Source organism: Pantoea sp. E956-1 (assembly GCF_982223955.1).
In genome coordinates this window covers 186,080-201,010 of sequence record NZ_CEUYZP010000002.1, presented here as the reverse complement: position 1 = coordinate 201,010, position 14,931 = coordinate 186,080, and the positions used below count along the sequence as shown (strand labels likewise).

The window sequence follows — 14,931 nt, the reverse complement described above, 5'->3', positions numbered from 1 at the left end:
AACTTAATGCGCTGGGAACACGGTCAGAAGAGGAAAGCGTCCCACGCCATGGACAAAAACGTCAGGAGCGTTTTTGAACAACGCAAAGCGTTGGCCCGGCTACGGGCGCACCTCAGGGATGAGGTGCGTAATTGCGTGGGCCGAGCATGTCATGGATGACAGCTTTTGCGTCTTTCCGATCTGACCGTGTTCCCTGTGCCAGCTCGATTACACAGCTAACCGGGCCACACTGTATTTACCATCAGAGCCGACAGAAGTCGGCCTTTACACACCTAAACCTGGCTCTCTTAAACCAGCTTCTCTTCGGGTACCGGCTCCGCACCCGCCATCTGCTGACGGCGCTCGATAATCATGGTTTGCGGTGTGGAGAGCAGGATGCCCTCTTTACGCAGACGCGTCAGAATATCGAACAGCAGGTCACTCTTCGCCCCTGCGATCTGGCGCTGACCCGCCACGTTACCGGTGACGCTCAGTATAATTCCCTGCTGAGTCAGATCTTTAAACGAAACGGATGGTTCTGGCGTCTCCAGAATGCGTTCATTTTCGTTGTAGACCTCCAGCAGAATATCGCGCACTTTCGCCGGATCGATGTCGAGCGGGAAAGTCAGCGTAATCGTGACCACCCCCTGCGCATTGCCCATGGTGGCATTGCGCACGTTCTGCGAGATAAACTGCGAGTTCGGCACAATCACCGTGGATTTATCGCCCAGCTGGATCTCGGTGGCGCGCACGTTAATCCGGCGGATATCCCCTTCGATACCGCTGATACTCACCAGATCGCCAACCTTCACTGGCCGCTCGGTTAACAGGATCAGCCCCGAGATAAAGTTCTTCACAATTTCCTGTAAGCCAAAACCGATACCTACCGACAAGGCACTGACGATCCAGGCCAGCTTATTCCACTGTAGCCCCATGATCGACAGGGTCAGCAGGATGATCAACACATAACCGATGTTGCTGAACAGTGTTACCAGCGACACCCGCATGCCCACATCCATGGTGGTTTTCGGCAGAAAATCGTTGTCGAGCCAGCGGCGCACTGAGCGCAGCACATAAATGCCGACGATCAGGCAGATTATCGCATTCACCATGTGTGCCGGAACGATGTTCAGGGATTCAAGCCCTTTACCGCCCCAGAACTCAATCACTTTTTGCAGCAGCTCAATCGGCGTTGATGAGGCAAAGGTCCCGTTGACCAGCGCCAGTGCCACAACCAGCACCAGGAAGGTTTTACCGATGGCCGTCAGCAGCGTAGCCGTTTGCTGCAGATGACGCTCATTGATGTTAAGCGAACTCTGAATGCGGCGACCGGTTGCGTTACTGGTCGAGAACAGGCTCTCACAGCCATCATTGAGCAGATGACTGAGGAAGTAGAACGAACCAAACAGCAGGCCGCACCAGATCACTTCATAACTCAGGAAGCGCGCCAGCGTGACGTAACCGATGAGCAGCGACACCAGAATGGCGATGCCGGTCAGCGTCAGGCCCATCTGGATCAGTCCGACCAGCGTTGAGCGCGCTTCCGGCGGTGTGCCCGCCTGGGTCATACGGCGACGAACGCGGTTGGTGCGCATGCTGATCGCCAGCGCGGTACTACCAATCAGCAGTGCCGTCAGGCCGTTGGCAAAAATAGTGGTATTCAGGCTGGTGCCGACGCTGTAGTTAAACGCCTCGACCGTCTGGAAGATAAAGACCAGCACCGCGGTGATCGGTGGAAACGGTTTTAATGCCATCGCCACTTCATTGGAGATGGTCGGTAACCGCCAGCTGGGCCGGCGGGTAGAGAGGAAAGCGCGTCCCAGTCCGGCAATCAGGCCACAAAAAACACTGAGCCGAACCAGTTGATCCACAAAGTCCTGAACGTTTTCAGAAACTTCATCACGGCGGGTAAAGGCCAGGGCGATAAAGTTAAAGGTGAGGACGACGGCCACCAGAGTGGTCAGGGCTATCGCTGCCGCCAGGAAACTGCGACGTAACTTCCCTTCCGGCAGTTTGTGAATGCTGACCCAGGCCAGAAACTCTTCGCTGTAACGACGGCCGGCCGTCATCACTAACAGCGCAGCCAGCAGCCAGAAGACACTGCCCACGCGCCAGCCCGGCTCCCATGAAAGTACTGCGGTGTCCTGCAGCTCCTGCAGAAACTCACCGATTTTCTCGCCATCCAGATCCTGACTATTGAGCAACGGTGACCAGAAACGCGGCCCCAGAATCGTGCCAGAGTTGAGCGCCAGCTGGCTTTTCAACTGGTCACGACGCAGGTTAGTAATCTGCGAGGAAAGCGTCAGCGCACCATTTTTAATGCCTTCGGCCTGTTTAATCTGGTCGTCGAGTTTACTTTTCTGACTCTCCAGCGCGTTACGCTTGCGCGTCACTTCCGGCGTCTCTTTTACGCCGCTGTCGGCCTTGGGTGCTGGCCCCAGTACCTGCAACTGGGCATCCAGTTGCTGGCGATCAGGGATCAGCGCCTGTCCCAGCGTGTCGGCATTACCAGAGAGCTCAAGCGCCATTTCATTCAGCTGAGTCAGCTTGTTTTCGCCAGCATCGACCGAGACCTGACTTTTAATTTTATCGAGGATCTTCTGCATTTTCGGCAGTTCAACCGCGGCATTCAGCTTCGGCGGTGTGTCCTGGTCCTGAGCAGCACTGGTCGTATCATCCGCGGCCAGCGTCAGCGCCGGGGCAAATGCCACCAGCGCCAGCATTAACAATGCAAAAAAGGATCGTAGCTTAAACATATGAGTAAGATTCCGGCAGCTTAAATCAGGCGATCGTCCCTCGCCAGTCGCGCGTAGTGTAGGGCTTTGCAAGGGATGGCAATATAGGAATAACGGGCATTTTTCGGGCTAATTCCGGGCGGTCAGAGGCGTTAAAATGGCTTTAAGCCTCTGACCGCGTTCTCCCGGCGTCCTGCTCAGCCTGCAGGCAATACCCGTGCACGCAGTGCGCGACACCGGCTGTTTTCTACTCGACGTCGGCGCTGCTGGCCCCATTACTGGCGACCTGACCCGACTTCTGCTTTTTATACGCCAGCGCGGCGGCTGGCACCGGCGCCGCTTTACCGGTCTCAATCCAGCTGCGCAGACGGTTAGCGTCGGCGAAGTGGGTATATTTGCCAAAGGCATCCAGCACCACCAGCGCCACCGGACGATTATTAATCATGGTGCGCATCACCAGGCAGTGGCCCGCCTCATCGGTGTAACCGGTTTTGGTCAACTGAATGTGCCAGTCATTTTTATAAACCAGATGGTTGGTATTGCGGAACGGCAGCGCATAGCTCGGATGGGCAAAAACCGCCGTCTCCTCTTTAGTGGTGCTGAGCGCGCCAAGCAGCGGATATTCCCGCGTTGCTTTGAGTAATTTAACCAGATCCTGCGCGCTGGAGACGTTTTGCGTCGACAGGCCGGTTGGCTCCACATAGCGGGTCTGTTTCATGCCCAGTGACCGCGCTTTCGCATTCATCGCCCGGATAAAGGCGTTATAGCCGCCCGGATAAGCATGAGCCAGGCTGGCGGCAGCGCGGTTTTCCGAGGACATCAGCGCCAGCAGCAGCATATTCCGGCGGCTGATCTGGCTGTTGAGCTTAACGCGTGAGAAGACACCCCGCATTTCCGGCGTCTGGCTGACATCGACGGTTATCATCTCATTCATCGGCAGATGCGCATCCAGCACCACCATTGCGGTCATCAGCTTGGTGATAGAGGCAATGGGCCTGACCCGATCCGGGTGGCTGGAAAACAGCACTTTATTGGTTGTGAGGTCGACAATCATCGCACTGCCAGAGGCGATCTGCGGCTGAGCAATAGGCGCCAGCTGCGACAGCGACGTCTTCGCCTGCGCCGGAAGTGAAACAATCTGCCCTGAAACGAGCAGCGCCAGCGAAAGCAGGGTGGAACGAATTTTTGCAGGCATCGTAGAAAAAACCCGGTTATGAATATGTACTGTGTCAGACCGACACAGGCCGCCCGCGTCAGTCAGGTCAGAGCGAAGGCTGGCAGCAGCATCATACGCTTAAGGTTAAGAGATTTCCTGGTGAGAGTGTTTCCGGGCGTAAAAAGAGAACTGCCGCCAGGGCGGCGGCAGTGGCCGGTCAGAACAGATGCGGTCCATATCCCCACAACACCACGGTTAATGCCAGTAACACTTCAAATACCAGCACGCCGATGGCCAGCGTTGAACCGGAAAAGCGCAGGCTCTCGTCACGGTCAATATTAAGAAACAGTGGAATACCGATATAGAGCAGATAACCGGTGTAGAGCAGCGCCAGCGCGCCTGCCAGAACACAGAGCCAGACCAGCGGATAAAGCGCCACCAGTCCACTGAGAAACAGCGGTGTAGCCACATAGCCCGCAAACACCGTACAGCGCTGGACGCCGGGGCGCTGCGGATAATCACGTGCCATCCAGTGAATCACGCGTCCCATTACCGCGACGCCACCCAGAATAATCAGATAGAACAGAATGCCAAGCCCGATCCCGGTCAACAGGTTGAGTTGCACATATTGCCCCTCGCCCAGATTCCAGCCCAGTTGCGTTGTACCGATAAAGGCGCAGATCACCGGAATCGCCGCCATCAGCAGAACATGGTGGGTGTAATGGTGCGATACGCTCTCATTCTCTTGCTTGATATGACGCATTTCCTGATTAGGATGCGCCAGCAGACCCCAGACATGATTCATAGATTCACTCCTCTGATGCAGTGGGCCGCCCGGTGATGCATCCGTCTTTGGGGGGCAGCGTCCTCTCAAGTATAAACGGCAGCAAAACTTTCGTGGTGACCGGACAAAAAAACAGCATAAATAAACGGACCGATGAGGTACGGGCAGAAGCGAAGCCAAATCGCGTATAGACTGGAAGAAACAGTCACTGAACAGGGAGGGTCATTTTGCATCTGGATATCAACGCATTAATTACGCAGTACGGTTATCTGGCACTTTTTATTGGCTGTATCGCCGAGGGAGAAACATTTACGTTGCTGGGCGGCGTCGCCGCGCATGAGGGACTGCTGCATTACGTGGGGGTCGTGCTGGCCGCCATGGGTGGCGGTATTGTCGGCGATCAACTGCTCTACTGGATCGGCCGTCGCTGGGGCACGCGGATCCTGCACCGTTTTAAGAAGCATCAGGATAAAGTGGTGAAGGCGAACCGCCTGATTAAACGCCGTCCCAGCCTGTTTGTGATTGGCGTGCGCTTTATGTATGGCTTTCGTCTCATTGGCCCAATCATCATCGGGGCCAGCCGCCTCAATCCGATGAAATTTTTTATTCTTAACGTCATCGGGGCGGCCATCTGGGCGCTGATCTTTGTCACACTCGGCTATTTCGCGGGCGGCATCATCGCGCCGTGGCTGCATAAACTCGACCAGCACCTGAAGCATCTGCTGTGGCTGGTCGGCGCAGTGGTATTCGCGTTTGCGCTGCGCTGGGTGATCCGCCGCTGGCACACCCGTCGCGCCGATCAGTAATGAATGAACCACGGCTTCGTCAACGACCGCCTCCATCTATAAGAGTAAGCTGACCGGTGATACAGGTCGCCGACGCTGAGCAGCGCAAGGCGACCACGTTAGCGATGCCGTGGGCACTATCTGCCCCCCTCTCTCCCTTCTCTCTCATTAAACCGTGCGTTAACCATCTGTGCCCAAACGAAGCCGCATCAGATGACTCAGCTATAGTTAGGATCGACACTGACAGGGGGATAAGGATGAGTAAGGTAAAACGTAAGATTGAAGACCATGGCGTGATCGGAGATTTGCGCACCTGCGCACTGGTCGCGAATGACGGCACCATTGATTACCTCTGCTGGCCGGAACTCGACAGCCCGTCGGTCTTTGCCGCCCTGCTCGACAGCGATGATGCCGGACTTTTCTCCCTGGCCCCTGACTGGCCCAACGCGCGACGTCAGCAGCTCTACCTGCCCGATACCAACATCCTGCAGACCCGCTGGCTGGATGATGAAGGCGTGGCGGAGATCACCGACTACATGCCGATTTGTGATGATAAGAATAAGCTGCCGCGTCTGATCCGGCGGGTCAAAATGGTACGCGGCAGCGCGACCTTTAGCCTGCGCTGTTCACCGCGTCACGATTACGCCCGGGCGCAGACCCGGGCAGAAGCGCACAACGGCTGTATCGATTTTCACGCCGAGGGCCAGCCGTCGCTGCGTCTCGCCGCCAGTGTGGTGATGACACTGGAGGATGAAAGTGCTACCGCTATCTTCACGCTACAACACGGTGAACATGCCCAGTTTGAATTTGGCAGTGTGGATGATGCGCATATCGAAGCCCTGACCACCGAACACTGCTTTGAAGAGACGCTGAACTACTGGCGACGCTGGAGTGCCCACAGTAACTATCAGGGACGCTGGCGCGAAATGGTGCAGCGTTCGGCGCTGGTCCTCAAACTACTGACCTCACATCAGCACGGCTCTATTGCGGCAGCGGCAACCTTTGGCCTGCCCGAAGAGCTGGGCGGCGAACGCAACTGGGACTATCGCGCCTCCTGGATCCGTGACGCCTCGTTCAGCATGTATGCCCTGATGCGGCTGGGCTACACCGATGAAGCCAAACACTTTACCCACTGGGTTGGTCGCTGCGTTGAAAACAGCCATCACGATGAGATGCGCCTGCAGGTTATGTACCGGCTGGACAGCGGCACCGAACTGCACGAGATGGAGCTGCTGAATCTCTCCGGCTATGCCGACTCTCGTCCGGTGCGCATCGGCAATGACGCCTGGCAGCAGACCCAGCTCGACATCTATGGCGAGCTGATGGATGCGGTCTATCTGGCCAATAAATATGGTGAGGCGATCTCCCAGCGCGGCTGGGAACATGTCGTCAAAATGATCGACTGGCTGTGTGACAACTGGAAGCAGCCCGATGCCGGTATCTGGGAGATGCGCGGTGAACCGGAACATTTCCTGCATTCACGTCTGATGTGCTGGGTGGCGATGGATCGCGCGCTGCGTCTGGGTATGAAGCGATCGCTGCCGATGCCTTATGAACGCTGGGATCGGGCACGCCGGGAGATCCGCGAAGATATCTGGGCTAACTTCTGGAACAGTGAGCGGGGCCACTTCTCTTCGACACGTCATGGCGAACATCTCGACGCCTCAATGCTGCTGATGCCGCTGGTGCGTTTTGTGGGCGCCACCGACCCGGACTGGATTGCCACACTGGATGCGATCAAAACCAACCTGGTCAGCGACGGTATGGTGCGCCGTTACAATACGCATGAGACGCCCGCCGATGGCCTGAAAGGCTCAGAAGGGTCATTTGGCGCCTGCTCCTTCTGGTATGTCGAGTGTCTGGCGCGCGCGGGCCGGATTCAGGAAGCGCATTTTGAATTTGAAAAGTTGCTGAGCTACGCCAATCCACTGGGCCTCTACGCGGAGGAGTTTGACAGCCACGGCCATGCGCTGGGCAACACGCCGCAGGCGCTGACCCATCTGGCGTTAATCAGTGCCGCCTTTTTCCTGAACCGCAAACTCAGCGGCGAACAAACGCAGTGGCAACCGTAGTCAGGGATAAGCCCGGAAAGCCCCATTTTTAGCGCCCTGCTTTCCGGAAATGCGCTAACATCCGCGGTGAATTTACGTAAAGTATTGCAGGCAGGTTAAAATCCCGATTCACAACGTCAGATTAATGAACATATAATGCGCAGCAGGTCACATTGGCCAGCATGAATTCGACACACTGAACAGCCTGAAATATGGCGATAAAGAATTGTAAAATATGAAAATCATTCGCGCTTTCGCTTCAATCGCACTGGCTCTGGCGGCGTTCAGCCAGTCAGCCTTTGCTGTGGTTTACCCGTTACCGCCGGCCAACAGCCGTCTGATCGGCGAAAATATCGAAATTACTGTCCCTGAAGACAGCAAACTGCCGCTGGAAGCTTTTGCGGCGCAGTACCAGATGGGCCTCAGCAATATGCTGGAAGCCAATCCGGGCGTTGACGTTTATCTGCCTAAGGCTGGCAGCAAAATGATCATCCCTCAGCAGCTGATCCTGCCGGACGCACCGCGTGAAGGCATTGTGATTAACAGCGCGGAGATGCGTCTTTACTACTATCCGAAAGGCAGCAAAACCGTGGTGGTGTTGCCTATTGGTATCGGTGAGCTGGGTAAAGATACCCCGATTAACTGGACCACAGCGGTAGAACGTAAAAAAGATGGCCCGACCTGGACGCCAACCAAAGGCATGCATGCGGATTACGCGGCACGCGGTGAAACCCTGCCCGCGGTCTTCCCGCCAGGCCCGGATAACCCGATGGGCCTGTATGCGCTCTATATCGGTCGTCTCTATGCGATTCACGGCACCAACGCCAACTTCGGTATCGGCCTGCGCGTGAGCCATGGTTGTGTGCGTCTGCGCGCTGACGATATCAAATGGCTGTATCAGAACGTGCCAGTCGGTACGCGCGTACAGTTCGTTGATCAGCCGGTAAAAGCGACCGTGGAGCCAGACGGTTCACGCTATGTAGAAGTGCATAACCCGCTGTCGACCACCGAAGAGCAGTTCAACTCGCGTGAGCTGGTGCCGATTACGCTGAATCAGGCGGTGAGCAAAGTTCTGGTTGATGCCAGCGTCAATCAGGATCAGGTTAATGGCGCGATTCAGGGCCGTACCGGTATGCCAGTAAAAGTGAACGGCGTGGAGAACAACATCCAGACTGCGCCAGTTCCGATGCCGGAAAACCCGCAGGCTGCGCCACAGGAAGAACCAATGACGCCAGTCACCTCTCAGGGCGCAAACAGTGGTGCCGCGCAGCCACAGCAGCCGGCCACTGAGCCAGCCGCACCGGCCGCTCCGGTAACCCCAGCAGCACCTGCAGCCGCGGCCAATACCAGCTCGTAATTGCCGCTCTGCTTTCAGAAGCCAGCGCCTGTCGCTGGCTTTTTTATTGCCTGCGTTTGCGCATTTTTCCCGTCACTCCGCTCAGAATGCCCTGTCCGACGATCATTAATCTGTCATATAAAGCGCGTATCACACTGCGTTGACCCGGTGCAAATTAGCATCCGGCATCAGCCACCAGAGGTACACCATGAGCGAAAACAGTCTCTCCTCCTCATCAGCCCGAGGTCGCCCCGATTTCAACGGCAAAAATAGTCGTTTCAGTAAGCCGCTGTTCTTTATTTTGCTGGTTGCCGGACTGGCGTTCGCCGGCCTCAATCTGGTCCGCGATGTTGAAGAGACCAACATGCCGGTCACCAGCTATCTGCCGTTCTTTCTGCTGGGGCTGGCACTGCTGATTGCACTCGGCTTTGAGTTTGTGAATGGCTTTCACGATACCGCCAATGCCGTGGCGACCGTGATCTACACGCATTCGCTGACGCCCGGCGTTGCGGTGGTCTGGTCCGGTTTCTGTAACTTTCTGGGTGTGCTGCTCTCCAGCGGCGTGGTGGCGTTTGGCATTATCTCACTGCTGCCGGTGGAGTTGATCCTGCAGGCCAGCAGCGGCAGCGGGTTTGCCATGGTCTATGCGCTGCTCTTCTCAGCGATTATCTGGAACCTGGGCACCTGGTATTTAGGGCTGCCGTCGTCGTCGTCCCATACGCTGATCGGCTCAATCATCGGCGTCGGCGTTGCCAATGCGATGCTGCACGGACGCAGCGGTCTGAGCGGGGTTGACTGGGATCAGGCATTGAAGGTCGGCTATGCACTGCTGCTGTCGCCGGTGGTCGGCTTTGTCTGCGCCGGGCTGCTGCTGTGGGTGATGAAACTGTTTATCCGCAATCGCCAGCTTTATCAGGCGCCGGAAAGCAATCAGCCGCCACCGGTCTGGATCCGCGGCCTGCTGATCCTGACCTGTACCGGTGTGTCGTTTGCGCACGGCTCCAACGATGGTCAGAAAGGGATGGGGCTGATTATGCTGATCCTGGTGGGCACCATGCCTATCGCCTACGCCCTGAACCGATCGCTGCCACCCGATCAGATCCCGCGCGTCGCGGCGCTGAACGAAGTGACCGCCCATCAGCTGCTGCAACTGCAACCCGCGTCAGCCAATCCTCCACCGGCCCGTGAGGTACTGACCGGCTTTGTTGGCAGCAACAGCATGAATCCCGACGTACTGCCCGCACTGGCGATGACGCTGCGCGAAGTCGGCGATGAGATTCGTCGTTACGGCTCAATGGAAAACATTCCGGCGCAGGCGGTGACCAATACCCGCAACCAGATGTATCTGGCGTCAGAATCGATCAAACATCTGCAGAGCGCCGAGGTCAGACTGCCGCAGGAGACAGAACGCAACCTCAAAGCGGTGAAAACGGAATTCGACAGCGCCACCCGCTTTATTCCGATGTGGGTGAAAGTGGTGGTGGCGATTGCGCTGGGACTGGGCACCATGGTCGGCTGGCGCCGGATTGTGGTCACCGTGGGAGAACGGATCGGTAAAACCCATCTGAGCTATGCCCAGGGCGCCAGCGCCGAACTGGTGGCGATGATGACCATTGGCGCGGCAGACAGTTTCGGTTTACCGGTGTCTACCACCCACGTGCTCTCATCCGGCGTGGCGGGCACCATGGCGGCGAACCGTTCCGGCTTGCAGCTCTCGACGCTGCGTAACCTGGCCGTCGCCTGGATTTTAACGCTGCCGGTATCTATTCTGCTCTCTGCCCTGCTTTACTGGGTGTTCAGCCATTTTTAACGGTCTGCGGCTTATCGTCATTCAGGCGATAAGCCGCTGCTGCCAGTATAGCCGCAGGGTAATCAGCAGCGCCCCCAGCACCATCAACGCCGCTGCCAGATAGACTGACTGCATCCCCCAGTGGCCGATGAGCAATCCCGCCACCGGGCCGGTTAAACCCAGGCCCAGATCGAGAAAAGCGGAATAGGTGCCCAGTGCAGAGCCCTGATCCTGACGCTCAACCCGTTTAACCGCCTCAACGCCCAGCGCCGGAAAGACCAGAGAAAATCCGCTGCCGGTAAGGAATGCGCCCGCCCCGACCAGCCAGGCGCTGTCTGCCTGCCAGATAATCAGCAGTCCCAGACACTCCAGCAGGAAAGAGAAGAGCGACACGCGCAGCCCGCCGAAGCGGGTAATAAAGCGACCAAACCCCAGACGCACCAGCACAAACCCCAGGCTGAACAGCGTCAGCGCATAGGCCGCGCCCTGCCAGTCACGGCTGGCAAAATAGAGGGTGATAAAGGTGGCGATAACACCAAACCCGATGGTGCCGAAGCCCAGCGCCAGGCCATAAAGCCAGACGCGGGAGAAGACGCGGTGAAACGGAATGCGCTCGCCCACGCTGACGGTTACCGCCGGTTTGCGGCTGGCCATCAGATAGCCCGCCACGCCCATCAGCGCAATCAGCCCGGCAAATCCACTCATACCAAATTCACTGTTCAGCAACACGCCCAGCGGTGCACCAACGGCCATTGCCAGATAGGTCGCAACACCGTTCCAGGAGATCACGCGCGCGGTCTGCATCGGCCCGACGATGTTCATACCCCACAGGGTTGACCCGGTACTGCTAAAGCTTTCACCCACGCCGAGAAACAGCCGCCCGATGGCCAGCAGCGCCAGACTCAGCCACGGCCAGTCGCTCAGCAGTGCGGCCACGATAGTCAGCACCCCACTCATACCGCAGCAGAGCAGTCCCAGCATCACCACCCGCTTTGGCCCAAGGCGATCGGCCAGACGGCCCGACTGCGGACGGCTGAGCAGCGTCGCAAAATATTGAATGCTGATAATCAGTCCGGCGATAAAGGAGCTGAAGCCAAGATGATTTTTAACGAAGCCTGGCAGCACGGCCAGCGGCAGTCCGACAGAGAGATAGCAGAAGAAGGTGAAGATAATAACGGAGAGGATTCGTTTGTTGAGCTGGCTGTTGCTCAACGCAGCGGTGTCAGACATAGCAGGCAAAGGGTCCAGGAAATTTTCCCCACTATACCGTCAGGCCGCTAAGGGGTCGCCTGATTTTTTATCACAAACCATGAACATGTGCATGACGATCAATCGCCTGTGCAATGTCGCCCGACGATTTTAACGCACGGATTTCGCTGAATAAGCCATCGGCTTCGCCATAGGCTTTGCGCAGATAACCGAGCCACTGTTTGATACGCGCCACGTGATAGAGGCCGGTATCGCCCTGCTTTTCCAGCCGGCTGTATTTCTGTAATAACCGCACCACATCAGGCCAGGCCATCGGCGGTTCGTTATATTTCACTACCCGGCTCAGGTTGGGGATGTTCAGTGCGCCACGGCCAATCATCACCGCATCGCAGCCGGTTACCGCCATACAGTGGTGCGCGCTTTGCCAGTCCCATATTTCGCCATTGGCAATCACCGGAATGCGCAGCCGCTGACGAATATCGCCAATCGCCTGCCAGTTGATCGCCTCTGCGCGATAGCCCTCTTCTTTGGTCCGCCCATGTACCACCAGCTCGCTAGCACCGGCCTGTTGCACCGCATCGGCAATCTCCAGACTGCGGGCGCTGGAGTCCCAGCCGAGCCGCACTTTCACCGTCACCGGCAACTCTGCAGGCACCGCCTCACGCATCGCTTTCGCGCCGCGATAGATCAGATCGGGATCTTTAAGAAGAGTTGCGCCGCCTCCGCTGCCGTTGACCAGTTTAGAAGGACAACCACAATTGAGATCCACACCCCACGAGCCCAGTTCCACCGCACGTGCGGCGTTCTCGGCTAACCATTCGGGATGCTGCCCCAGCAGCTGCATACGCACCCGCGTGCCGGAAGGCGTGCGGCTGGCGTTATGCAGTTCGGGGCAGAGACGGTAGAAAGATTTTACCGGCAGCAGTTGATCGACCACGCGCAAAAACTCAGTGATGCAGAGATCGTAGTCGTTTACTTCCGATAACAGCTGGCGTACCAGTGAATCCAGCACGCCCTCCATCGGTGCCAGTAAAACCCTCATACTCAGACGTTTCCGGTACGCTTCGCTGCTGCCGGACGACGCGGACGGGCTGCGGGCCTATCGCCCTGAGGAGCGGCCTGGCTCTGACGACGCGCCTGAGGACGCTTTTCGCCGGATGAAGATGAGCGCGATGCGCCTGCACCCTGTCCGCCCTGGCTGCGACCACGGCCGCCGCCGCCACCTGCACCGCCGCGAGACTGCTGCTGACGACCGTTGATGATCGGCTCCGCTTTGATGCTCGGATCGGGTTCATAACCCTCAACGGCCAGACGCGGGATTTCACGCTTCAGCAGACGTTCGATATCACGCAGCAGTTTATGCTCATCGACGCAAACCAGCGACAGTGCGACACCGGTCGCCGCCGCACGGCCGGTACGGCCAATACGGTGAACGTAATCTTCGGCGACGTTAGGCAGCTCGTAGTTCACGACGTGTGGCAGCTCTTCGATATCCAGGCCACGGGCCGCGATATCGGTGGCAACCAGGACGCGAATACCGCCTGATTTGAAGTCGGCCAGCGCGCGGGTACGTGCACCCTGGCTTTTGTTGCCATGGATCGCGGCGGCGGAGATGCCATCTTTGCCCAGCTGCTCGGCAAGGTGGTTCGCGCCGTGTTTGGTCCGGGTGAATACCAGCACCTGCTGCCAGTTGCCTTCGCCAATCAGCTGAGACAACAATTCACGCTTACGCTTCTTATCAACGAAAGCCACCTGCTGCGCGACCTGCTCGGAGGCGGTGTTGCGGCGAGCCACTTCAATCATTTCCGGGTTGGTCAGCAGTTTCTCAGCCAGGCCTTTGATCTCATCAGAGAAGGTGGCAGAGAACAGCAGGTTCTGACGTTTGGCCGGCAGACGGGCCAGCACGCGACGGATGTCGTGGATAAAGCCCATATCCAGCATACGGTCCGCTTCATCCAGCACCAGAATTTCGACCTGTGACAGGTCAACCGCATTCTGTTGTGCCAGATCCAGCAGACGTCCAGGCGTTGCCACCAGGATATCGACGCCGCCACGCAGTTTGACCATCTGTGGATTGATGCTGACGCCACCAAACACCACCATGGAACGCAGCGAGAGATATTTGCTGTAGTCGCTGACGTTTTCGCCGACCTGCGCCGCGAGTTCACGGGTTGGGGTCAGGATCAGGGCGCGCACCGGGCGACGACCACGGATGGGCGTGGCAGTAGCAGAGAGTTTTTGTAACATCGGTAAGGTAAAGCCGGCTGTTTTGCCGGTGCCGGTCTGGGCGCTCGCCAGCAGATCGCGGCCTGCCAGCACAACAGGAATCGCCTGGCGCTGGATAGGTGTGGGTTCGCTGTAGCCTTGTTCGGCGACCGCGCGCAAAATATCGGCACTCAGGCCGAGAGAGTCAAAAGACATTAAGTGATTTACTCCGGTCCGCTCTGACCGTGATTCACGGTGTAGTTTTCAGAGGGATAGTGACGCCAGCCAGGGCTGACGCGTGAAAAGGGCGCAAACTACGATGCGTAAGCGGGCGAGTGTAACAGCTTTAAGAGCAGTGTGCGAGATAGCTCACATTTCCTGACACAACTTAACCGCCTGAAAACAGGAAGGCCACCTTCCGGTGGCCTTCAACTTAACTACGTTTGTTTTCGATTCGTCGCGGTGGCTCTTTCGCCAGCAGCGAGACCAGCGCCGGACCCAGCAACATCACTACGCCGAGACACGCCAGCAGCAGGTTGTTGTGGTAAATACGCGACACCAGGAACAGTGTCATCATGGCGGCGCCAAAGTAGTAAGTGGTGGTCGCTTCTTCAAGATAATCGCCGAGAGTACGTAAACGGGCAATGCGCTGTGTCACCAGCATGGCAACAAAAACCAGTGCGTACATCGCCACCAGCGTGCTGCAGACATCAACCAGCGCTTTGTGTTTCCAGCCCCAGATCAGTGCAGCGATCACCAGCAGATGCATAGCAATATGCAACAACGTCTGACCCGTGATGATTTGAATACGATTAGACCATTTCATTCAGTTCTCCTGGCAGACCCAACAGGTCGCCCAAGTGCTACCGGCACAAGCCGGAAACGATTTCCTCAATGTAAAA

General features: G+C 57.3%; 11 protein-coding genes. 4 read left to right on the top strand and 7 right to left on the bottom strand.

Features of this window, described 5'->3' with window-relative positions:
• Positions 1-287: 287 nt before the first annotated feature.
• The 3 genes from AC0T7J_RS08455 to AC0T7J_RS08445 form a co-directional block, all read right to left on the bottom strand.
• A complete protein-coding gene (locus tag AC0T7J_RS08455) occupies positions 288-2,735 on the bottom strand; it encodes a DUF3772 domain-containing protein (protein WP_473793447.1) in 2,448 nt (815 codons plus the stop codon).
• A gap of 226 nt (positions 2,736-2,961) precedes the next feature.
• On the bottom strand, positions 2,962-3,909 hold the full coding sequence (gene pbpG / locus AC0T7J_RS08450; RefSeq protein WP_473793444.1) for a D-alanyl-D-alanine endopeptidase: 948 nt from the start codon (positions 3,907-3,909) through the stop codon (positions 2,962-2,964).
• 178 nt (positions 3,910-4,087) lie between these two features.
• Positions 4,088-4,675, bottom strand: a complete 588-nt coding sequence (locus AC0T7J_RS08445) for a Yip1 family protein (RefSeq protein ID WP_191922009.1) — start codon at positions 4,673-4,675, stop codon at positions 4,088-4,090.
• A 206-nt stretch (positions 4,676-4,881) separates the two neighbouring features.
• Between AC0T7J_RS08445 and AC0T7J_RS08440 the strand changes: the two genes are divergently transcribed.
• From AC0T7J_RS08440 to AC0T7J_RS08425, 4 genes are all read left to right on the top strand, one after another.
• On the top strand, positions 4,882-5,460 hold the full coding sequence (locus tag AC0T7J_RS08440) for a DedA family protein (protein ID WP_473793442.1): 579 nt from the start codon (positions 4,882-4,884) through the stop codon (positions 5,458-5,460).
• A 236-nt stretch (positions 5,461-5,696) separates the two neighbouring features.
• The gene (locus AC0T7J_RS08435) at positions 5,697-7,511 is read left to right on the top strand and encodes a glycoside hydrolase family 15 protein (protein WP_473793440.1); all 1,815 of its coding nucleotides are present in this window, start codon (positions 5,697-5,699) and stop codon (positions 7,509-7,511) included.
• A gap of 214 nt (positions 7,512-7,725) precedes the next feature.
• Positions 7,726-8,847: a L,D-transpeptidase family protein gene (locus AC0T7J_RS08430; RefSeq protein ID WP_473793438.1), complete on the top strand. Its 1,122-nt coding sequence runs from the start codon at positions 7,726-7,728 to the stop codon at positions 8,845-8,847.
• Positions 8,848-9,034: 187 nt separating this feature from the next.
• Positions 9,035-10,636, top strand: coding sequence for an inorganic phosphate transporter (locus AC0T7J_RS08425; RefSeq protein WP_473793436.1), 1,602 nt, complete (start codon positions 9,035-9,037; stop codon positions 10,634-10,636).
• Positions 10,637-10,657: 21 nt separating this feature from the next.
• Here AC0T7J_RS08425 and AC0T7J_RS08420 read toward each other — a convergent pair whose 3' ends face one another.
• The 4 genes from AC0T7J_RS08420 to AC0T7J_RS08405 form a co-directional block, all read right to left on the bottom strand.
• Positions 10,658-11,845: an MFS transporter gene (locus AC0T7J_RS08420; protein WP_473793434.1), complete on the bottom strand. Its 1,188-nt coding sequence runs from the start codon at positions 11,843-11,845 to the stop codon at positions 10,658-10,660.
• A gap of 70 nt (positions 11,846-11,915) precedes the next feature.
• A complete protein-coding gene (gene dusC / locus AC0T7J_RS08415; protein WP_473793432.1) occupies positions 11,916-12,866 on the bottom strand; it encodes a tRNA dihydrouridine(16) synthase DusC in 951 nt (316 codons plus the stop codon).
• 2 nt (positions 12,867-12,868) lie between these two features.
• The gene (gene rhlE / locus AC0T7J_RS08410) at positions 12,869-14,245 is read right to left on the bottom strand and encodes an ATP-dependent RNA helicase RhlE (protein WP_033779545.1); all 1,377 of its coding nucleotides are present in this window, start codon (positions 14,243-14,245) and stop codon (positions 12,869-12,871) included.
• Between the two features lie 217 nt (positions 14,246-14,462).
• Positions 14,463-14,855 carry a YbhQ family protein gene (locus AC0T7J_RS08405; RefSeq protein ID WP_031594396.1) on the bottom strand — a complete coding sequence of 131 codons (393 nt, stop codon included), beginning with the start codon at positions 14,853-14,855 and terminating at the stop codon, positions 14,463-14,465.
• Positions 14,856-14,931 lie beyond the last annotated feature (76 nt).